This is a genomic window from Marinobacter sp. L-46 (assembly GCF_056859535.1).
The window spans coordinates 21,995-39,519 of sequence record NZ_JBSXOP010000090.1 but is presented as its reverse complement, the minus strand read 5'-3'; the positions used below and the strand labels follow the sequence as shown (position 1 = coordinate 39,519).

24 protein-coding genes and 3 other RNA genes are annotated in these 17,525 nt (G+C 58.1%); 4 read left to right on the top strand and 23 right to left on the bottom strand.

The genetic code is table 11. The features are described 5' to 3' along the window. Positions 1–2: 2 nt before the first annotated feature. From AC13DJ_RS16500 to AC13DJ_RS16405, 20 genes are all read right to left on the bottom strand, one after another. A complete protein-coding gene (locus tag AC13DJ_RS16500; RefSeq protein ID WP_482933803.1) occupies positions 3–500 on the bottom strand; it encodes a 3TM-type holin in 498 nt (165 codons plus the stop codon). After that, positions 500–991, bottom strand: coding sequence for a D-Ala-D-Ala carboxypeptidase family metallohydrolase (locus AC13DJ_RS16495; RefSeq protein WP_482933802.1), 492 nt, complete (start codon positions 989–991; stop codon positions 500–502). Before AC13DJ_RS16495 ends, AC13DJ_RS16500 begins: the two co-directional genes overlap by 1 nt. A 125-nt stretch (positions 992–1,116) precedes the next feature. After that, the gene (locus tag AC13DJ_RS16490) at positions 1,117–1,602 is read right to left on the bottom strand and encodes a hypothetical protein (protein ID WP_474540632.1); all 486 of its coding nucleotides are present in this window, start codon (positions 1,600–1,602) and stop codon (positions 1,117–1,119) included. Between the two features lie 77 nt (positions 1,603–1,679). Further along, positions 1,680–1,904 (bottom strand): hypothetical protein, encoded by a 225-nt coding sequence (locus AC13DJ_RS16485; protein WP_474540634.1) that lies wholly within the window; start codon positions 1,902–1,904, stop codon positions 1,680–1,682. After that, positions 1,901–2,287, bottom strand: coding sequence for a Mor transcription activator family protein (locus AC13DJ_RS16480; RefSeq protein ID WP_474540635.1), 387 nt, complete (start codon positions 2,285–2,287; stop codon positions 1,901–1,903). The genes AC13DJ_RS16485 and AC13DJ_RS16480 overlap by 4 nt, the downstream gene beginning before the upstream one ends. Next, positions 2,284–2,787: a hypothetical protein gene (locus tag AC13DJ_RS16475; RefSeq protein WP_474540636.1), complete on the bottom strand. Its 504-nt coding sequence runs from the start codon at positions 2,785–2,787 to the stop codon at positions 2,284–2,286. Before AC13DJ_RS16475 ends, AC13DJ_RS16480 begins: the two co-directional genes overlap by 4 nt. After that, on the bottom strand, positions 2,784–3,377 hold the full coding sequence (locus tag AC13DJ_RS16470) for a gp16 family protein (RefSeq protein WP_482933801.1): 594 nt from the start codon (positions 3,375–3,377) through the stop codon (positions 2,784–2,786). The genes AC13DJ_RS16475 and AC13DJ_RS16470 overlap by 4 nt, the downstream gene beginning before the upstream one ends. Beyond that, a complete protein-coding gene (locus tag AC13DJ_RS16465) occupies positions 3,374–3,784 on the bottom strand; it encodes a hypothetical protein (protein WP_482933800.1) in 411 nt (136 codons plus the stop codon). Before AC13DJ_RS16465 ends, AC13DJ_RS16470 begins: the two co-directional genes overlap by 4 nt. Before the next feature lie 238 nt (positions 3,785–4,022). Then, positions 4,023–4,087, bottom strand: an RNA gene (locus AC13DJ_RS16460) — hammerhead ribozyme type II. Between the two features lie 14 nt (positions 4,088–4,101). Next, the gene (locus AC13DJ_RS16455) at positions 4,102–4,272 is read right to left on the bottom strand and encodes a hypothetical protein (RefSeq protein WP_482933799.1); all 171 of its coding nucleotides are present in this window, start codon (positions 4,270–4,272) and stop codon (positions 4,102–4,104) included. Positions 4,273–4,293: 21 nt separating this feature from the next. Continuing rightward, positions 4,294–4,356: hammerhead ribozyme type II (locus tag AC13DJ_RS16450), an RNA gene on the bottom strand. Then, positions 4,355–4,606, bottom strand: coding sequence for a hypothetical protein (locus AC13DJ_RS16445; protein ID WP_482933798.1), 252 nt, complete (start codon positions 4,604–4,606; stop codon positions 4,355–4,357). Before AC13DJ_RS16445 ends, AC13DJ_RS16450 begins: the two co-directional genes overlap by 2 nt. Positions 4,607–4,622: 16 nt before the next feature. After that, an RNA gene (locus tag AC13DJ_RS16440) (hammerhead ribozyme type II) lies at positions 4,623–4,687 on the bottom strand. Next, positions 4,686–4,982 (bottom strand): HU family DNA-binding protein, encoded by a 297-nt coding sequence (locus AC13DJ_RS16435; protein ID WP_482933797.1) that lies wholly within the window; start codon positions 4,980–4,982, stop codon positions 4,686–4,688. Before AC13DJ_RS16435 ends, AC13DJ_RS16440 begins: the two co-directional genes overlap by 2 nt. A 57-nt stretch (positions 4,983–5,039) precedes the next feature. Beyond that, positions 5,040–5,657, bottom strand: a complete 618-nt coding sequence (locus tag AC13DJ_RS16430) for a DUF3164 family protein (RefSeq protein ID WP_482933796.1) — start codon at positions 5,655–5,657, stop codon at positions 5,040–5,042. Between the two features lie 11 nt (positions 5,658–5,668). Beyond that, a complete protein-coding gene (locus AC13DJ_RS16425) occupies positions 5,669–6,016 on the bottom strand; it encodes a hypothetical protein (protein ID WP_482933795.1) in 348 nt (115 codons plus the stop codon). Then, entirely contained in the window at positions 6,013–6,375 is a 363-nt protein-coding gene (locus AC13DJ_RS16420) for a hypothetical protein (RefSeq protein ID WP_482933794.1), read from the bottom strand. Before AC13DJ_RS16420 ends, AC13DJ_RS16425 begins: the two co-directional genes overlap by 4 nt. Continuing rightward, on the bottom strand, positions 6,375–7,001 hold the full coding sequence (locus AC13DJ_RS16415) for a hypothetical protein (protein WP_482933793.1): 627 nt from the start codon (positions 6,999–7,001) through the stop codon (positions 6,375–6,377). The genes AC13DJ_RS16420 and AC13DJ_RS16415 overlap by 1 nt, the downstream gene beginning before the upstream one ends. 2 nt (positions 7,002–7,003) lie before the next feature. Then, the gene (locus AC13DJ_RS16410; RefSeq protein ID WP_482933792.1) at positions 7,004–7,723 is read right to left on the bottom strand and encodes an AAA family ATPase; all 720 of its coding nucleotides are present in this window, start codon (positions 7,721–7,723) and stop codon (positions 7,004–7,006) included. Between the two features lie 43 nt (positions 7,724–7,766). Continuing rightward, positions 7,767–9,854 carry a Mu transposase C-terminal domain-containing protein gene (locus tag AC13DJ_RS16405; protein ID WP_482933791.1) on the bottom strand — a complete coding sequence of 696 codons (2,088 nt, stop codon included), beginning with the start codon at positions 9,852–9,854 and terminating at the stop codon, positions 7,767–7,769. 87 nt (positions 9,855–9,941) lie between these two features. Between AC13DJ_RS16405 and AC13DJ_RS16400 the strand changes: the two genes are divergently transcribed. Beyond that, positions 9,942–10,229, top strand: coding sequence for a hypothetical protein (locus AC13DJ_RS16400; protein ID WP_482933790.1), 288 nt, complete (start codon positions 9,942–9,944; stop codon positions 10,227–10,229). A 15-nt stretch (positions 10,230–10,244) separates the two neighbouring features. Here the strand turns inward: AC13DJ_RS16400 and AC13DJ_RS16395 are convergent, their stop codons facing one another. Together AC13DJ_RS16395 and AC13DJ_RS16390 are read right to left on the bottom strand one after the other, a co-directional pair. Beyond that, positions 10,245–10,682 carry a hypothetical protein gene (locus AC13DJ_RS16395; protein WP_482933789.1) on the bottom strand — a complete coding sequence of 146 codons (438 nt, stop codon included), beginning with the start codon at positions 10,680–10,682 and terminating at the stop codon, positions 10,245–10,247. A gap of 2 nt (positions 10,683–10,684) precedes the next feature. Then, positions 10,685–11,020, bottom strand: coding sequence for a helix-turn-helix domain-containing protein (locus AC13DJ_RS16390; RefSeq protein WP_482933788.1), 336 nt, complete (start codon positions 11,018–11,020; stop codon positions 10,685–10,687). 162 nt (positions 11,021–11,182) lie between these two features. Here AC13DJ_RS16390 and AC13DJ_RS16385 point away from each other — a divergent pair, with 162 nt between their 5' ends. Then, positions 11,183–11,902: an XRE family transcriptional regulator gene (locus AC13DJ_RS16385; RefSeq protein ID WP_482933787.1), complete on the top strand. Its 720-nt coding sequence runs from the start codon at positions 11,183–11,185 to the stop codon at positions 11,900–11,902. A 207-nt stretch (positions 11,903–12,109) separates the two neighbouring features. On the opposite strand, the gene AC13DJ_RS16380 is transcribed toward AC13DJ_RS16385, so the two are convergent. Beyond that, positions 12,110–14,548 (bottom strand): hypothetical protein, encoded by a 2,439-nt coding sequence (locus AC13DJ_RS16380; RefSeq protein WP_482933786.1) that lies wholly within the window; start codon positions 14,546–14,548, stop codon positions 12,110–12,112. A gap of 483 nt (positions 14,549–15,031) precedes the next feature. Between AC13DJ_RS16380 and AC13DJ_RS16375 the strand changes: the two genes are divergently transcribed. After that, positions 15,032–16,546, top strand: coding sequence for a fumarate hydratase (locus AC13DJ_RS16375; protein ID WP_482933785.1), 1,515 nt, complete (start codon positions 15,032–15,034; stop codon positions 16,544–16,546). A 213-nt stretch (positions 16,547–16,759) separates the two neighbouring features. Then, positions 16,760–17,518: a type IV toxin-antitoxin system AbiEi family antitoxin domain-containing protein gene (locus AC13DJ_RS16370; RefSeq protein WP_482933784.1), complete on the top strand. Its 759-nt coding sequence runs from the start codon at positions 16,760–16,762 to the stop codon at positions 17,516–17,518. Positions 17,519–17,525 lie beyond the last annotated feature (7 nt).

Genomic DNA, 17,525 nt, shown 5'->3' with positions numbered 1-17,525 from the left:
TGTTAGCCCTTCCCTTTGACGAGCTTTTCTAACAGACCACTGCCGGTGGCGTGCTGGGTGATCTTTTCGGCAGAGCGGCCAATTACGTAGCCACCCAGGCCCAGCTTCATCAGCCCGAAGAGCGAGAGAATGGACTCTTCAGAGAGATTGGGCGGGGTGTAGCCGAACCAGTAGCCGCCGATCAGCACGCCAAACCAAAGCATTGTGAGCGGCCGCCAGTTACGCTGCAGCCAGCTTTCGCCTTTGGCTTCTGCCTGCACCACTTGGCCCCGCGTCTCGATGCGGGCTCGTTCCAGGTCTGCCTCCAGCCCCTTGAGCTTCAGCAGTGCGGCAGGATCCCGGCGCAACTCGGCCTCAATGGCGTCCGGCGATTCCTCGACGCCCAGGGCCTTGGCGATCAGGCCGCCAACGGCCCCGCCGGAAGGGCCACCCAAAGCCGCGCCCAGCATGGGCGCGGTGTTCGAAATCAGGCTTTTGACGCCATCCCAGCTCCAGCCCATCAGGCCACCATCCTCAATGCGTCTTCCACTGAGTGAATGCCATACACGTACTGAGTCCGGCCCGGTTTGCGCACGGCGGTGAGCAGTTGCCGGCGCGGCTCTGCGCCCGGTTTGGCCATGCCGACGTGTACCCACTGGCCGAACTCGTGAATGACCTGGTCAAAGGGGATTTCGCTCTCGGCAAACCACTGGGCGACCTCCAGCGGGCTGCGCCCGACCACGGAGATGTCCGCCGCGCAGCCATGCACGTGGGCGCTGGTGCGGCTGCCGCCGATGGCGGTGTTCAGAGCTTCAGGACGGTAGCCGGAGCTGATAAAGATCGGTCCGAGAGCGTCCCGGGCCGGCTGCAGCGCCACGCAAGCCAGGTGTTGAAGGTTTGTGAACACCTCGCTTCCCTCTGGCGCCTCAATCTCGATGCCAAGGCGGGCGGCCGCCTGGGAGCGGGTGAACTCGTGAAGATAGAAATTGGGAGAAAGCTGTATTTTTTTCATGCTCCCAGAGTAGGGAGCGGGCCGGGAGGCGGGAACCGGAAAGGGTTCGGGGTGTTGCTTGGGCGTGAGCAGGAGAACAATACGGCAGGCTTGAAAGGTTGGCAAGGGGCGGCGCGCGCCCCGTCTCACTCCTGAATCATGGTGAGCACGCCGCTCTCAATGAACGCGATACGATCATCAAACATGATCTGCTCCACAACCATGTCTTTGGTGATAGTGCGTTTTGTGTTGTTTGGCTTTCCCCATGCAAGGTAAACGGCTGCCTTGGGTGAGCCTATGGGAGCCTCTCCGCTAAGCAGTCGCTCCCGGCGCTCTTGGTTCATTGTCGCCATTGCTTTTTTCAGGGCGGCGATAGCAGCCTTTATCTCCGGGGTGTTGCGAGCCTTTTGGCATAGAGACTCTATATCTGCCTTTTCCTCGAACGCTCCGCCAGCAAGTGCTACGGCGCACGCATGACGAAAAGCCGGCTTATCCTTCTGGATTTTCCAGTAGAACGCATCCTCTTCGGTCATTTCTGACCAATTGATGCCGGGATCAAGGTCAGAACTCTCAGCCACGGCGTGGAAGGACAGAGCAAGCCCAAATACAAATACTGCCAAAAACTGCTTCATAGCCTTACCTCCATTGTTTGGTCTTAACGATGGCTCAAAAATCGTAACCGGTAAACCCACGACTGGGTGCGCCCATGCTACCGGCGCCTTTTGCGGTCGGCGCCGCTCAGCCGGGCTTTGTTTTTTATGGCGTTCAGTCTGCGGCGCCAATCATCTCGCTCCGCCTCATCTTCGATTCTACCGAGCCAGGCGCGGATCTCTGGCGGGCGCATGGTGCGAATCATTTGCCAGGCCCTGTGCCAGCGCTGCTTATCTTGCTCAATCTCTGCGCGCTGACTGTCTGGCATGGTGGCCAGATTCATTCAAACAGGTCTCCCTGGTTGTCGTCTTCCGGGTTGGCGTTCAAGATCTTCATCACCTGCCGATCGGTCAGCTCGTACTTCAGCGCCAGCTCGGACAGCTTGGCACCGCCATTCCGCTCCCGGCGGATAGCGCGGTTGCGGATCTCGGTCTTCAGGTGCTTGCCCCTGGGCACTTTCAGTCGCTCGCCGGCCATATACTCGCTGAGGGTTTGGGCGGCCTCTGCGCCTACGGCGTCCACCAGCGGGTGGTGGTGAGGCATTCGCTGGGGCACCCAGAACTCGGTGCCTCCAAATGCGTCCATCAGCTTCAGCACGGCAGGCAGGCCAATAACCTCCGCAAGATCGGCCATGGAGGCCGGCAGCAGTTCAGCTTCAGCGGTCATTTCTTCACCTTATACTGGTTGGGGTCTACACCAAGCCGGCGCATATGGGCTTCCCACTTGCGCTGGGCCTCCTCGGGGCTTTCCTCCATGCCCTGCTTTTTCTCCGTTACCGTCGGCCGGCCGCCATCTGCCTCGGCGGCTGGCCTGCGGGCGTCAGGTGCCACGCTGGCCAGCACCTGCTTCAGGTAGTTGTGGTTCTTGAGCGGGTGGTTTTCGCCTCTCTGGCGTTTCTCATGCAGGCTGCGGACTGTGTCCTGCAGTGCCGCCACCAGGCTGTCACGGTCGGCAATGGCCAGCGCCTCCTGGGCCAGCTTCAGGGCTCGGGCATTACTGAGGTCTGACTTTGCAGGACGAAACAGCGCCAGGTATTGCACCAGCGGCCTAGCCAGGGGCCGACCGAGGCCGGACAGCAGGCCCAGCAGCTCACTGCCGGCGTCGTCCTGGATCAGCGCATCCAGGTGCAGGTGGCTATGGCAAACGGGGCAGCGGCCTAGTTTCATATTTCCGCCCCTTTCCGGTGCTCTTCCAACCATTGGTCCGAGCCCATGTAGTGGGCACACAACCGAGCCAGCATCCTCCTGTTTCTTCGCCAGTTCTTCGGCAGGCCAGAAAACTGTTTTTCTGCGTCTTCAAGCGTTAGATTCTGATCTTTCAGACAGCGCTCTAACGCACTCAGCAGGCGGCGCTTCTCCAGCTCTACATCGAGGGCGGCAATCACGCCGGTGTGCTGCTCAACCGTTTTCAACCAGGCCACGCGCTCGATCTTGTATTGCCGTTTGGCAATCGCATCGGCGTAGCTCCAGGGTGCCTTCAGCTCTGCCAGCAGGGCCTCGATCTTCTGCAGCATGGGCTGGGCGTCCAGGTTGTGCGGCTTGCCTGGGTGCTGCGCCACGCGCTTCCGAGGCTTCGCCTTGAAGCCGCGCTCCTTCATGTGCTGCACGATCTTGTGCAGCTCGGCCACGTTGCAGTCAGAGCAGGAGCGTTTGCCGCCGGTAACGGTGGCGATCATCTGGCGGTATGTGTCTTCGTCCAGGGCCAGCTCTTTACGGGCAATGTGGATCTGGGCGAGTACGCCTTTGCGGTTGCTCATTGGCCTGCCAGCTCCTCACGCTCCATGATTTCCAGATCCGGGAAGTGCTTTTTCAAGTGTGTCACGGCGGCACCTTCGGTCCCAAAGTCCGGAACAAACCCAATCACCCTGGGCGTCACCATTCGATCAGCTTCCTTTTTCCCAAAAGCCCTTTTGAACTGGTTGTACCCCTTCCTCCTGTACATAGCGCGTTTCAACGGACGCCAGAATCGGGCCTCCGAATGAACTGGCTTGCCGTCCTTCTCCTCGGTCCACTCGCCTCTTTGGTAGTCGTCCACGTAAACCACCACAAAGATTCGTTTTCCGTCATGAACCTTTCTCAGGGTTACCTTGTGGCCGTCAGCCCTGAGATTCACAGATCCGCCCAGATGCTCCAGTCGACTCTTAATCTCGTTCCACTTATCCATAGCTCGACACCTCGGCGTTTGTCAGGGGACTAAACTCACAGTCCAAGGCGACTACGAAGTTTGCCCCGCCAAAATGGTTTTCCCCTTTGAGGGTTTTGCACCACGCCTCAAACTCGTGGTAACCGCGTATCTGGCAAACTCCCTCGAAGATGCCGCCGCGACAGTATTCATATCTGCAAATGGTTCCTACGGGCGGGAAGCGCCCTGCAATCCACTCTCTTTGACTCATGCATCCTCCGATTGGCTGCTCATCAGTACCGGGCCACCACGCCCGGCAGACGCCCCGACTGGGGCGTTTCGCTTAGTGGACTTTTCCCTCAGGTGAACATGAAGCAACTGATGGAGACGGCTACTACGGCTCCGAATGCAACGCACCAGGCGGCTTCTTTTCTGGCGAAGTACTTGCCGGCATTGAACCCACGAGCCCAGGCTTTGTCCTCCGGGGTCTTCGCCAGATCCACGCGCAGTTCGTCAATTAGTCGCTCCATGTCAGGCATCGTATTTCCTCGCTTTGGCTGCTCATCAGTACCGGGCAACCACGCCCGGCAGACGCCCCGGAGGGCGTTTCGCTTATTCTTCTTCCACCTCATCAACGCTGAAGGGCAACTTCCCAAGGGTATCCAGCGCAATCCCGACGCCAAATCGGATTCCCTTGGCAATGTCACTGTCAGGCTCGATCTCCTTGTCACCGATTTTCAGTCGAGCGTCTTTGTGGTCCAGAATCAGCTGCAGGCTTTCAACTCGCTCACCGTGCCAATCCAGAAGCTTCTGCAAAAACTCATTCAGCTGCTGCGGATCGTCGATATCCATGTTTTCAGGCATTGCATGTCCTCTCGTTATTTGGCTGCTCATCAGTGCCGGGCCACCACGCCCGGCAGACGCCCCTCGCGGGGCGTTTCGCTTAGGAGTTGAGGGCGTCCTTCAATGCCTTGGAGGGCCGCAGCTTGGCGCTGACGCTGCCCGGGATGGTGATGGTTTCGCCGGTCTGCGGGTTGCGGCCTGGGCGGGCGGCGCGCTCCACTGGTACCAGTTTGCCGACACCTGGCAACGGCACTTCGCAGCCTTCGGCCAGGCGGTCCTGGATGATTGCGCCCAGGGAATCCACCACGGCTTCCATATCGGCCTTGCTGATCTGGTTGCTTTCGCGGCGGCTGTGGTGGCCGTCAATCAGGGCATCAATCAGGCTGCTTTTGGTCATGGTTTTCTCTTCGCGCGTCATGGTTTAACACCTCTTTGGGTTGGGTTTACGGGTTGGTTAAAGGGCCGCTACGTCGAGCGGAATTTGGCGGTAAGGCCCATCAGAGCCAGAGCGCTGGTAAAAGCGCAGGTAGCTCTTGGAGCCGGTGATCTGGATGGAATCCATGATGGCCTGCATGGCCTTCTGCCACTCGTCGTCCTGAATGTTCAGGCTGCGCAGGGCTAGGATGCGGCCGGTGTTGATCTTGCCTTCCTTATCGGTCTGGAAAGCGTGCTCTACCAGCGCCTGTACCTCGCTGCGGCTGCCCGCTGTCCAGCGGTGAATGCAGTTATCAATCAGCTCCTTGGCCACCTGCAGGCGCTCATCAAAGGCGATGTGGTCCGACACGGCGCGCTTGATCTGGAACTCGCCATCAAAGCTGGCCAGGGTCACGTTGCCTTTTTTGCCGCCGTAGTGGGTGTCGTACTCCCGGGCGCTCAGCTCCAGGAAGGCTTCCACTTCGCTGGCAACGTCTGCCTTGAAGCGGGCCATTTCCTCCTGCAGCGCTTTGACCTTCTCAATGACGTTGTGCACCAGGTCATCACGCAGCCGGTCGATGTCTTTGATTTGGTCCACCGGTACCCAGTGGCCTTTTGCGTTGCGGCGGAACTTATCCGCCTGGGCTACTTCGCTCATAACTCAGAACCTCACGTGGTTTGGGGTTGCGGACGGGTGGTGCGCTTGAAACAGCTCAGCCTGCCGCGTCTTTTGGGGTGCCTCAGGTGGCGCAGGGGCTCGAACGGCCGCACATTGTTGCGCGGCAGGTCGTCCAGCTCCCGGGTGATTTCTTCGGCCCGCTCTTGCAGGATTTCTTCCCGAATGAGCCTCACGCGGACCGTGGTTTGTGCTGGCATCAGCGGGAACGGAGCGCCCAACAGGTGCTCATACCGGGCCGGATCGGCCAGATACTGGTCCAGGCTTACGCCGTGTTTGTAGAGCATGTTGGCGGCGTACTTGTCGGCGTAGTGCTCCAGATAAGCAGTGGGGTGCATCATTTCTGCTGGCCTCCGTCCGGGTTGTTTGGGCAGTTCTGGCATACGCGCCATACGCGCATGGACATGGGGTTGTGAGTGGGCGCCGGGCGATCTCTGTATTCCCGGCACTGCTCGGTGCTGATATTGATGCCCTGGGCTGGGCAATGAATGCCGTCCAACGCTGCCAGTATTCGCTTCTCCATTCGGGCGGTGCTGGGGCTTGAGTAGCGATTGGCCAGCAAAAGGGACACCGCCGTGCGGCTGATCCCGATGCGATCGCCAGCAGCTGTGCGGCTGGAAGATTCAACTTCCTTGGCCAGTAGCTGAACCCAGTGGGGCGGTTGCTCGCCCCAGTTAGAGATATCCACTTTCCTGGTCATTACTCGCCTCCCTCGGTGGTTGCGTGGCGGCGGTAAACCACCTCCCCGGTGTTGGGGTCGTACAGCTGCTTCAGGCGCTGAATCATGGGGGCGCGGGGGCCAGTCCATCGACTCTGAATGAGGCGGTAGCGCGCTGGCACTCCGGGGCTGCCGGGGCGGACCGTTGCCAGGTACTCGGCGCCAACCAGCATGATGCAGTAGTCTCTTGCAGTGCTTTCGGCCACCGGAAACTCCGGAGTAGAGGCTGCCTGAGCCAAATCCCGGGCGGTAAAGTCGCCAATGATTTTGATGGTGCGCCACATCTGTTCACGGCCTCGGCCCTGGGTAACTTCGGTGCCGTCCTTCCGGACGCGAGGGGCTTCTATTCCGCAATCCTTCACGAGCTGGTAGGTCGTTGCGTACCCTGGATCTTCATGACGCTTCTTCAGGTACCCGGCGGCCACCAAACCGGTGATGTAATCGCGCACGCGGCCTTTTGGACTGCCGCCCGACGTGAGCTGCCAAACGTCTCTCACAGTGAAGTGGCCGGCGCTTTTGTGCAGTGCGCGCATGCTTTCCCACATGAACTGCCGATCGCCTTTTGGGCCCTGAGCCTCTAAATGAACAGGCTTGCGAGTGACTGCCATGCTTACGCCCTCCGCGCCGGTGGCTGGCCGGTGTGGATGTTGCGATCGCCCCAGACTTCCAGATCAACACGCGTCCAGTTGTTTGCCAGGGCCTCGCTGTAAATGCGGTAAAGGTTAACGGCTACCCGGCGCAAGCAGCCCTTCACGCGGGTGCGCACCATGTCCAGCAGGTCGTCTGCAATTTCGATGTCGGGGTAGCTGGATTGCGCCAGTTCTTGCACGTCATCCAGGCTCGCAGCTTGGGCGGGCACCCATTCCAGAACCCGGTTGTGCAAGCGCTCAAGGCGGGCCATGGATGCGGGCACGCGCTCTTCGCCGATCAGAATCAGGGTGCCTTGGCTGGCGTTGTAGATGTCGGTCAGCACGTTAGCGGCGGTTTTGTCGATCACGTATTGAACGTCATCGATGATGATCGGGCGGCCGGAGCGGCTAAGCTGCTCGGCCACTTGGTCAACCATCTCGCTGAGGGTTTTCATAGGGATGATGCCCATCTCGCGAAGAATGGCGGTCAGGAAGGCCTTCTTCGTCCAGCTTTCGCGGCATTCCACGTAATAGGCACGATGCAGGTTGGCCGCGTATGCCGCTGCCAGGCTCTTGCCGTAACCACTGGGGCCGTACATTACCACCAGGCCGGGCAGCTCTGGTGGGCGGTTAGCCGCGCTTTCGACGGCTCGGGCCAGCAGGCCGACATTGGTCAGTGGTACAATGGTATTGACGCTCATATAACTTCCTTTCGTTTGTTGCTTGGGTGTCATGGCCATGCGCTCACATGGCCCTGCGGGCGCTAACGGTTTTGCCGTTGGCGCTCGCATCCATAACGCGCTTGATGGCGCGGTATCCGTCGGTAGTGGGGTAGCGCTCCCACCACATCTGCTCTTTCTCGCTCAGCTCTTCCCCTGCCGTTACTCGCTTATCCAGCTTCTGCCACAAGCGGTACCGGGCCATTGGGTCTTCTGGGATCACAAAGGCATCTGTTTTGGCGGCTGCCAGAAGCTTGGCCTTTGCGCGGCCGGCCTCTATCTGGCGCTGGGTGTCGTCGTCGTTAGCGACAGGTTCAAGCGTGCGGATCTCGACATCTTGGCCAGTGATGGTTTTGGCCTTGGTGCTCAGGCGTGCCAGCTGGCCCTTCTGGCGCTTGTCGGCAGCGCGCTGAAGCATGGCTGTTGGCATGGCCTGCGTTGAGTTTCCATCGAGCTTGGCTTCGCCAATAAACTCGCCATCCAAGGTGTAGGTGCCAACGCTGGATGTGTCTCTGTAGTCCCAGGCCACCTTGATTTCTTCGCCGTGGAAATCGCGCAGCGCGTCCATGAAGTAGATGCCACCGTTGATGCGCACTTCGCCGCGATGAGTTTTGCGGACCTCCTGCGGGCGGGTTAGCGAGGCCACCAGTTCTGCGTCGGCAGTGATGGCTTCAAAGCCTTCCGCCTCAGCGCTAGCCCACGCCTCCATCGGGGTTTGCCCGCGCATGCGGCCTGTTTCCATATCGCGAATCTTTCGGAGCGCGGCGTGTGGTGTGTGGTTGTATTTCTCGACTGCGCTATTCAGGCGGTCAAAGAACTCCTGAAATGTCGGAATGTGAGCTGGCTTCAGTCCGTCTTTGATGGCCTTCCGAGACAGCTTGTGGGCGCGAGTGGCAGCCTGCTTGTCCATGTCTACGCCGATGTAGCTGTCAAACTCTTTGGCCAGGCGCACCAGAATGGTTCGGTGCGGGCGCTCAATGACGCCCCGGCCCTGCGAGTTGTAGGGCAGTGCGTGGGTGATGGTTCCACCCAGGCGATCAACCACTTCATAGATGGCTTCGTTCTTGAAGCCTGCCCCGTTATCCACATAGAACACGCTGAACATGCCAGCGTTTGTGATGCCGTGGCGTAGCGCATCCAGTGTGGCTACCGTGGATTCCGCAAGGTTTAGGGCGAAGCCAACAATGCGGCGACTGAACCAGTCCAGTATCACGGTTATTTCCGGGCGGAAGGCTTGGCCGGTGATCGGGTTGATCACTTCAGCGTCAAACGTGTGTCCGTCTGAAACCCACACATCGTTCGGCCACATGTGCTCTGTGCTGCGGCGCTTGAATGGCTGCATGGCCTTCAGCTCTTGCGGGCTCATGCGGCCCTTTTCACGGGCTTCCGGGCTCAGCTTTTTAAGCCACAGGCGCACTTGATCAATGGACGGATGCGGGGGCTCGGTTTGCTCTCGCAGCTGCTCAAATGCAGCGGCTATGCTCGGCTTCTGGGGGCGCTGATAAAACGCCAGAAAGGCAGGGCCCCAGGGCGGTACGGTCATATCTGCCTTTCGGCGCTTCGGCGCCAGGGCGCGTTCGCCGTGCTTGCGGAAATCAGACAGCCAGCGCTTCAAGGTGCGCTCCGAAAGAGTGCGGGTGGCCGTCTTGCGGTCGTTGGCCCGCACCATTCTCTCCGCCAGGTAAGGCGTTAGACCACCGCTGCGGGCAGCATCCACTAACGTTTGGACGGCCTTGGTTTGAGTGGTCACCTGGGCCAGGCGCTCAATCTCCCGAACAAAGGCAACGCGGGCAGTCATCACGGCCAGCTGATCTTCGTTCAGATCTTCATACCGGGCGAGCTCCCGCTCGGTATCGGGCTGGCGTGGTTCCAGCAGTTCGCCGCCGGTACCGGCACTGGTAAGAGCTCGCGCCAGAATGGCGTCTTGCGTTACCTGGGGGAGGCTGGAGAAAGCGTATTCCGTCGCTTTGCTGCCTTGCCGTTTGCGGCATTCTGCAGCCGTCCTCTCTAACGCCTTTTTACGGCCTCTCTCGGTCCCAGGCATTCCCGGCAGTCCGTCCAGCTCCGCTGCCGTGTACCATTCCTGAACCGGCAACACATCCCGACAGCTCATGCAGCACCTCCAGTGAATAGGCGGGGGCTCACACTTTCGCTATGGTTAGAGGTGCCAACCAAACCAACCAACAGAAAAGGAGCCCCCATGGCAAACAGCGACGAAAAAACTGCATATAAAGAAGGCATGAGAGATTTGCCCCCCATGGCCCGGGCAGCGATTGACCAGCTGCGTGAGATAACCAATGCCCAGACCGATTTCATTGCGCATCTCCTGATTGCTCTGGAGCGCAGTTCAGCTCTGAGTGATGCACAGATTCGGTCGATGCTTTCGCGCTGGCATCGAAGTTACGATCCCGTTCCTGGATTTGACGAGCACGCTCAATTAGCCGCGTCAATTGAGAGCACTCTCGACGATCTGCGTGCGCTTGAATAACTGCCGGATCTAGCTTCATTCCTCATCCCCCATCAGACGCTTCAATTCCTTCATCTCGTGCTGCAGCTTGTCTTTCATCTGCTGCAGCTTTCCGTACTGGGCCGCCAGGGCTTCGCGCCCATAGGCGACCCGGCCGCCACGCATGTGAACCATCCAGTCTGTGAAGGCGTGCGTATGACAAACCTCTTCCAGCAGCGGCACCCTATATAGGGGGATGTTGTGTTCAGCGCGGGCGGGGCTGGACCAGGCATCCAGCATGTGTTTTGAGACGTCATCACCAGACAGCCGGCTCATCTGCATGGCAATCTCGTGTCGATCTTGCGGGCAGTGCTTCAGCACGGTGGCCACCAGCTCGCTTACCTGGGCGGCATAGTTGCCGCTGCCTGGTGTCGGGTGTACCGGCCGAGGAACCTCGAAGAGGTCAATCGTGGCGGTGTCTTTGGCGCGTCTCATGGTTATGCGCTCCGAGCTATTTGACAGTGCGCGATAGCGTTAGATTCGGTAGGCTTATGGCCTACCATTGGTTTGCGCTCTCCCATGTTTGGGCGCTCGCGAACCGGAGCGCCGTCCGGATGCCAGCGGTCGGGCCAGATATCCCTGGGAGCCATATCCAACTTCCGGGCAATGGCCCGCTCAACACGCGGGTACCGGACGCGCTTAACGTTAATGACAGCGTTTCTGCCGACTCCCAGCTCCCGGGCAACCAGGGCAAGGGAAGATCCGCGAACTCGGAGCTGGAACTTAATCCACTCCCAGCGCAGCTCGGGATCGGTAGGAACTTTGGTTTTCATGGCGTCACCTCGGTGGCGTTTTTTTGGGTTGTCTATCGTGTCCATGAACATAAACATATCCCAAACTTGGGATGCTTACAACCCAAATATGCTAGTTCCGATTCTCAAAATCGGACTTATCCAACCCAAAAACGAAATAATTAATTAAATACAGGCACTTATATGGAATCGGAACTTGGCAAATTTGGGAGGGACGAAGTTCCGAATCCCAAAGATGGAATCGGAACTCGCATTGCTGAGGTGGCAGCGCACTTTGAAAGCAGGAAGAAGGCCGCAGATGCCGCAGGTGTATCACCTTCGACTTTGATGCGCTGGATATCAGGTGAATCAGTGCCGGTTTTCCAGCAGCTTGGCCAATTCGTTTCAGCTGCGGGGTACTCTCTCGACTGGGTTTTCAGCGGGAGGGGCACAAAGAAACTGGGCGAGGGGTCAGGCATAGTTAGAGGCTTGGCCTCGCCTGGAGGCATGGAAGATTACGCCTTTGTGCCTTTATACGATGCCCAGTGCAGTGCAGGAGCCGGCTCGTGGAACGAGAACTCCAGGGTGCTCACACACCTGAGCTTTACCAGGTACAGCTTAAGGAAGCAGGGCTTGACGCCGGATCACCTCTCAGCGATCCGCATAGATGGCGACTCAATGGAGCCGGTGCTTAATAGTGGAGACACCGTTCTGATTGATCACACCAGGACAGCAATTGAGGGCGAGGGTATATACGTGCTGCGGTTCGATGGCCATCTGTACGCTAAGCGCCTGCAACGCAACTTCGACGGCGTGGTGATCATAAGTGAGAATAAACACTACCAGCCAGTGACGGTGCCCAGGGACAGGCTGGATGAGCTGGAGGTGATTGGAAGGGCTGTGTGGTCTGCGGGGTGGCTGTGAGTTATCCTGGGCGCTCTTGACCGGTCGTGGCGCTATGCCAAATATCTCGCCGTTTTTGACGCCAGGAGTGTTTTTCGCGTTTTTCCCGATATGCGCTACATTTGGCACCTCTTTTATCCCGGCTGGCTCGAAATCCCTTCTGCTATCTCGTTTCCGCTCATTTTATCCCATTTCTTCTCGGTTATTCTTCTGGTGCCAAAGACACTGCTAATTCACAGTGTCGATCGTAGCCTGGAAGACGTTGAAGTATGTTTCCAGGTTTGCATCGCCTTGAGCCAGGCCGGCTGCCTGCTGGAGCCCCGGCAGAATCCGCAGCGCGAAAGAGCTGGAGTTTTCCAGCATCCGAACCACACCGCCACCTGGGGTCAGCATTGCAGCTCCAGCGATGTTGTTAAAGCTGGAGGGGATTGTACCGGATGCGCCACTTACGGTGGCTGGCAGCTGGTCAGCGTTGACTGCCGCCACGAAAGGCGTACCTGTAATTGTTCCCAGAGAGTGGCCAACGAACAGTACAGGTGTGGTCGGAGCCACTGGCACGCTTGCGCCACCAGGTAGCGGAAGCGCCAGTCCGGCCAGGCTGGCGCGCAGGTTCATCTGATCAACAGCGCTCTGGCGCATGTTGTCACGGGTATTCAGGAAGTTCGTCAGGTTGATGAACAGGCTGCCAGAGTCACCCTCGGTTGAGGTCATTGGGCTGGGTACACCTGGTTGCGCGGCGTAGAAGCCGAAGTGACGTTCTTTGCCATCCTGAGCGGCGATACCTGGAACGGTGCTGCCGGCGCTAGCCACGGTATTTTGGGCCGAGGCTATGAACTTAATGCCAGCGTCAAGGCCTGCGTTCCCTGTTGTGCCGCCGGTTAGTACGGTATCGATAGTCCCTTGAGCTGTGGCAGCATCTGCACCAGTGGCTTGCATAACAAAGCCTACGTTCAGCGTGCCCGCAATCAGAGCATCAATAGTTGCGTCGTCGTTAGTGAGAGGCAGGCCTTGCTCAATGCCTGCCTTCAACAGAGTTGATGCCCAGTCTTGTTGAGCTGCCAGGTCAAAAGGTGCAACACCGTGCAGCGGCTGATCAATGGCAACAACCGCATAGCCGTTTGCTGCCATGGCGGAGCCGATGGTCAGCGCAGTGCTTCGGTCAGTGGTGATGCCATGCTGGAATATCACTACACCTTTCAGCGTTGCGGCAGCAGGGTAGAGTACTAGAACCGGTGCCTCTACATCAGCCTGCTTTTTGGGGAACGGGAAAATGTAGTTTACTGCAGTTGACTTGCTGGAATCCGCTTGGGGGATTGAGAGACCGGCACCGTCAAATGCAGTGTTCAAAGTAGATGCAAGGGTGCTGTCCGCTACCCAGGACTTGGTTACCAGATCGGCCCCGGAGGTACCCAGATAGTACGGTAGCTTAACTGTGCCCTGTGCTGCCAAGACTGTTGTGGTAGAGCCGATTGCTGTCAGGACTTGACTCGCAACTGCTGAAACAAGGCCGACTGGCTGCGGTGCGCCAAGAGTAAAGTCTGCAGCGCTGCGGTTCAGTGCTGTAGGTGTGGGCAGTACGCCTGCGGCCGCAAAGTTAGAGGCCAGCGCTACAGCCGCGCAGTCAATAGCGGCATCGCCGCCTGCAGCGACTGCTGGCTCACAGGGGGCGCCAGCGCCATAGAGGTTTGCCAGCGCAGCTGCGGCGGTGGTGTCGCCCAGCGGGATGTTCGGGAACGCAGCGTAAGCACCGTCAACAACGGCTTTAACCGATGCATGATCTTTGGCGCCACCGGCAACAGCCTGCTTGGCTGCAGAGACCTTTACGAATGTTTCCAGCTGGTCCTCAAACCACGCAGCCGGTTCTGCAATGTACTGCAAAACTTTCTCATCGTTAGAGGTGGTGAACGCGTAGGTCAGGGCAATTTGGTCTGCAGTGATCGGGGTGCCAGCAGCGTTGGCATAGGCCAGAGCCATGGGCTCCCACAGGTTGTTAACCAGGGTGCGTACGGGTGCTAACGCGGAACTTAGGAGGCCTGCGTTCGGGTTGTCAGCAGTTCCCTCAGCCGTAATATTGGCGTAAACCGGGTCTTGAACAATGGCATCGCCGTTGATGTCTTTTACGCCAGTGGTTACCAGAACGACGTAACGTTTACGCGGCTGAAGTGGCTCCAGAGGAAGAATCCGGATTGCTGAAGTGCCGCTCAGAGTCTCTACATCTGCTCGCGCGAGGACTGCGGTGCCTGCCAGTGTTGGGGGCTCCCCAATTGATAGTGCCTGTACAGGGTCTCCGCTGGCGTACTCAAGTTCAATCAGATGAACTGTTTCACCATACACAACGGTTTCAGGGTCCAGCTGGCCATTAGTCTGAACGACCGCTGGCGCCACAGTAGAGGCGCCAGAGAGTTCATTCAGCGCAGTAGTTACTGGTGGTGTGCTGTCAGCAACACCAAAGGTTCCATCGCCTTGTTCGCGGTCGAAAATCAGGTCATTCGGCAGCGGCAGTTGACTGGTAGCCGGGTTAAAAATCGGCCAGGTCTTCCCATCAATGGAAGAATCTTTGTACTTCGGATCAGGGTTAGCGTTTTTGGTGTCGCTGCCGCTGTCAAAACAGCCAGTCAACCCAAGGGAAGAAGCCACGGCAAGACTTATTAGAGTTTTCTTGAACATGGGTGGAACCTTTTCCTGTTGTTGTTTCGTTATATCCGGCTTAGACGGAACCGGTCGGCCCCTGAATTCCGCTCTTTTGCCTGTTCTGCTTGTCTGTTTGGTTGTCTGAAATTGTAGCCAGCACGTTTAGCCAATTTCTGTAGCTTTGACTATAGCGACAGAGTGGCGAGTGTTGATCAGCCAAAAGTGTGATTCTGCTTTTGGAATCCCTCCTCGCACGGTTGGAGTGGCCTTCCTGAAAAATAGTGGGCTGTGAGGGGGTTGTCGAGTGGCCGGGTGCACAGAACCGTCGCTTTTAACAATTTGTTGCGAATATGAACGTAACGGGCCATAGATTTTGCCGTTTCAGGTAATAGCGCCGTTCGCCTTCCGTCGCATCACGCGCCGGCGGGAATTTCTGGTAAACTCTCGCTTCCTTTATAAGCATGGGCTGCTTCGGCAGCTCTGCGCACTTCCGATAATCAGAAAGCTGATGAGGCGACTATGACCACCGTAATCCGCCAGGACGACCTGATCGAAAGCGTAGCCGATGCGCTGCAGTTTATTTCCTACTACCACCCGAAGGATTTCATCCAGGCCGTGTACGAGGCCTACCAGCGGGAAGAGTCCCAGGCGGCCAAGGATGCCATGGCCCAGATTCTGATCAACTCCCGCATGTGCGCCCAGGGCCATCGCCCGATCTGCCAGGACACGGGTATTGTCACCGTGTTCGTGAACATCGGTATGGATGTAAAGTTCGAGTGCGACATGGCGCTGGACGATGTGATCAACGAAGGCGTTCGTCGCGCTTATACCCATCCGGACAACGTACTGCGGGCCTCTGTGCTGGCAGACCCGGACGGCAAGCGCCAGAACACCAAGGACAACACCCCGGCCATCATCCACTACAAGATGGTGCCGGGTAACACCGTGGAAATCCACGTGGCAGCCAAGGGCGGCGGTTCTGAAGCCAAGTCCAAATTCGCCATGCTGAACCCGTCTGACTCTGTGGTGGAGTGGGTTCTGAAAATGATTCCGCAGATGGGTGCCGGCTGGTGTCCACCCGGCATGCTGGGTATTGGTATTGGTGGTACCGCCGAGAAGGCGATGGAACTGGCCAAGGAAGCCCTGCTGGACCCGATCGATATTCACGACCTGCAGGCCCGTGGCGCCTCCAACCGCGCTGAAGAGCTGCGTCTTGAGCTGTTCGAGAAGGTAAACGATCTGGGTATCGGCGCTCAGGGCCTGGGTGGTCTGACTACCGTTCTGGATGTGAAGGTAAAAGATTACCCGACCCACGCGGCCAACAAGCCGGTGGCGATCATCCCGAACTGTGCCGCTACCCGCCACGCGCACTTTGTGCTGGATGGTACTGGCCCGTCCCTGCAGACGCCGCCAAGCCTGGACGACTGGCCGGAAATCACCTGGGAAGTGGGTGAGAATGTTCGCCGCGTGAACCTGGACACCGTGACACCGGAAGACGTGAAAGACTGGCAGCCGGGTGAGACTGTTCTGCTGTCCGGCAAGATGCTGACCGGCCGTGATGCGGCCCACAAGAAGATGGTGGACATGATCGAGCGGGGCGAAGAGCTGCCGGTGGATCTGAAAGGTCGCTTCATTTATTACGTGGGCCCGGTTGATCCGGTTCGCGAAGAAGTGGTTGGCCCCGCTGGCCCCACCACGGCTACCCGTATGGACAAGTTCACCGACACCATGCTGGAGAAAACCGGCCTGACCGGCATGATCGGTAAAGCCGAGCGTGGCCAGGTTGCCATCGACGCGATCAGAAAGCACGGCGCGGTGTACCTGATGGCCGTAGGCGGAGCCGCTTACCTGGTGTCCAAGGCCATCAAGGGCGCCAAGGTTGTGGCTTTCGAAGAGCTGGGTATGGAAGCCATTTACGAGTTTGAAGTGGAAGACATGCCGGTCACCGTAGCGGTAGATTCCCGCGGCAGCTCCGTGCACCAGACCGGCCCGGTTGAGTGGCACGACAAGATCATTGCTGCGAAAGCGGTTTGATCTGAGTCTTTGTTAGTCTCGGTGGCAGCCTTGAGCGTTCGGCTCAGAGCTGCCACTGAAATCAATTTCAAGGTTTTTCCTGCACGTTTCTTCTCTCCCGTCCCTAAAGTTTCCCAATTAGAATTCGCACTATAAATATAGTCAAAGCAGATTTTTTCAGCGCGATCTACATATTTTCTTTTTGCTGATTAGATGGTGTGCTAGTTTTAGCCTATGAGCAGATTTTCACGACACCAGGTACTCAAACGTTTGCAGGCTGAACTGCCCCGAGGCGGGCCTTTCGATTTGCCTGTGCTGGCCCGGTTTGGAGTTTCACCGCAGCTGGCGGCGCAGTATGCAGAGGCCGGTTGGCTTGTCCGTTTGGGGCACGGGGTCTATGCTTTCCCCAACGACGATTTTGATATCTTCGGCGGCTTGAAGTTGTTGCAGAACCGAGTTGCAGGGTTGCACATCGGCGGAAAGAGCGCTTTGGCGCTGCAGGGGGTTCGGCATAATCTGGGCAGTACGGAGAGCTGTGTGCTGTGGGGAGATAAGCGTTATACCGTGCCAGACTGGTTTACCTCCCGTTTCCCTTCACGATACTGCCATGCGCGATTATTTGAGTGGTCGGATAACGAGCTGGCAACAAAGACTCTCACCACGCCGCCGGGATTGCCCGAGCATGTGGTTGTCGCGTGTCCGGAGCGAGCGGTTCTTGAGCTTCTTTATGAAGTCGGTGTGAAACAGAGTCTAGAGGAAGCCCGTAATCTCTTCGATGGTCTGCGCTCACCCAGAAAGCAGGTTCTCGGTGATCTGCTTTCCTGTTGCACTAGCGTTAAAGCGGTGCGCCTGTTTCTTACCTGGGCAAGAGAAATTGAATTAGTGGATGTTGATGCGTTGTTGGAGGACTTTCCAGTTCGTGCCGGCAGTTCCTCCCGCTGGATGACCAGGCTGGATGATGGCACATTACTCAGCCTCAACCCCCAAGGATAGGGATTAG

Excerpts from the sequence above, each read along its gene's own strand:
- AC13DJ_RS16415 (WP_482933793.1), bottom strand. The coding sequence starts at position 7,001 with ATGGCAGTCACTCGCAAGCCTGTTCATTTAGAGGCTCAGGGCCCAAAA.
- AC13DJ_RS16455 (WP_482933799.1), bottom strand. The coding sequence starts at position 4,272 with ATGGAGCGACTAATTGACGAACTGCGCGTGGATCTGGCGAAGACCCCG.
- AC13DJ_RS16400 (WP_482933790.1), top strand. The coding sequence starts at position 9,942 with ATGGCAAACAGCGACGAAAAAACTGCATATAAAGAAGGCATGAGAGAT.
- AC13DJ_RS16430 (WP_482933796.1), bottom strand. The coding sequence starts at position 5,657 with ATGAGCGAAGTAGCCCAGGCGGATAAGTTCCGCCGCAACGCAAAAGGC.
- AC13DJ_RS16465 (WP_482933800.1), bottom strand. The coding sequence starts at position 3,784 with ATGGATAAGTGGAACGAGATTAAGAGTCGACTGGAGCATCTGGGCGGA.
- AC13DJ_RS16500 (WP_482933803.1), bottom strand. The coding sequence starts at position 500 with ATGGGCTGGAGCTGGGATGGCGTCAAAAGCCTGATTTCGAACACCGCG.
- AC13DJ_RS16445 (WP_482933798.1), bottom strand. The coding sequence starts at position 4,606 with ATGCCTGAAAACATGGATATCGACGATCCGCAGCAGCTGAATGAGTTT.
- AC13DJ_RS16395 (WP_482933789.1), bottom strand. The coding sequence starts at position 10,682 with ATGAGACGCGCCAAAGACACCGCCACGATTGACCTCTTCGAGGTTCCT.
- AC13DJ_RS16375 (WP_482933785.1), top strand. The coding sequence starts at position 15,032 with ATGACCACCGTAATCCGCCAGGACGACCTGATCGAAAGCGTAGCCGAT.
- AC13DJ_RS16495 (WP_482933802.1), bottom strand. The coding sequence starts at position 991 with ATGAAAAAAATACAGCTTTCTCCCAATTTCTATCTTCACGAGTTCACC.
- AC13DJ_RS16475 (WP_474540636.1), bottom strand. The coding sequence starts at position 2,787 with ATGAAACTAGGCCGCTGCCCCGTTTGCCATAGCCACCTGCACCTGGAT.
- AC13DJ_RS16435 (WP_482933797.1), bottom strand. The coding sequence starts at position 4,982 with ATGACCAAAAGCAGCCTGATTGATGCCCTGATTGACGGCCACCACAGC.
- AC13DJ_RS16470 (WP_482933801.1), bottom strand. The coding sequence starts at position 3,377 with ATGAGCAACCGCAAAGGCGTACTCGCCCAGATCCACATTGCCCGTAAA.
- AC13DJ_RS16485 (WP_474540634.1), bottom strand. The coding sequence starts at position 1,904 with ATGAATCTGGCCACCATGCCAGACAGTCAGCGCGCAGAGATTGAGCAA.
- AC13DJ_RS16425 (WP_482933795.1), bottom strand. The coding sequence starts at position 6,016 with ATGATGCACCCCACTGCTTATCTGGAGCACTACGCCGACAAGTACGCC.
- AC13DJ_RS16420 (WP_482933794.1), bottom strand. The coding sequence starts at position 6,375 with ATGACCAGGAAAGTGGATATCTCTAACTGGGGCGAGCAACCGCCCCAC.
- AC13DJ_RS16490 (WP_474540632.1), bottom strand. The coding sequence starts at position 1,602 with ATGAAGCAGTTTTTGGCAGTATTTGTATTTGGGCTTGCTCTGTCCTTC.
- AC13DJ_RS16370 (WP_482933784.1), top strand. The coding sequence starts at position 16,760 with ATGAGCAGATTTTCACGACACCAGGTACTCAAACGTTTGCAGGCTGAA.
- AC13DJ_RS16390 (WP_482933788.1), bottom strand. The coding sequence starts at position 11,020 with ATGAAAACCAAAGTTCCTACCGATCCCGAGCTGCGCTGGGAGTGGATT.
- AC13DJ_RS16410 (WP_482933792.1), bottom strand. The coding sequence starts at position 7,723 with ATGAGCGTCAATACCATTGTACCACTGACCAATGTCGGCCTGCTGGCC.
- AC13DJ_RS16385 (WP_482933787.1), top strand. The coding sequence starts at position 11,183 with ATGGAATCGGAACTTGGCAAATTTGGGAGGGACGAAGTTCCGAATCCC.
- AC13DJ_RS16480 (WP_474540635.1), bottom strand. The coding sequence starts at position 2,287 with ATGACCGCTGAAGCTGAACTGCTGCCGGCCTCCATGGCCGATCTTGCG.
- AC13DJ_RS16405 (WP_482933791.1), bottom strand. The coding sequence starts at position 9,854 with ATGAGCTGTCGGGATGTGTTGCCGGTTCAGGAATGGTACACGGCAGCG.
- AC13DJ_RS16380 (WP_482933786.1), bottom strand. The coding sequence starts at position 14,548 with ATGTTCAAGAAAACTCTAATAAGTCTTGCCGTGGCTTCTTCCCTTGGG.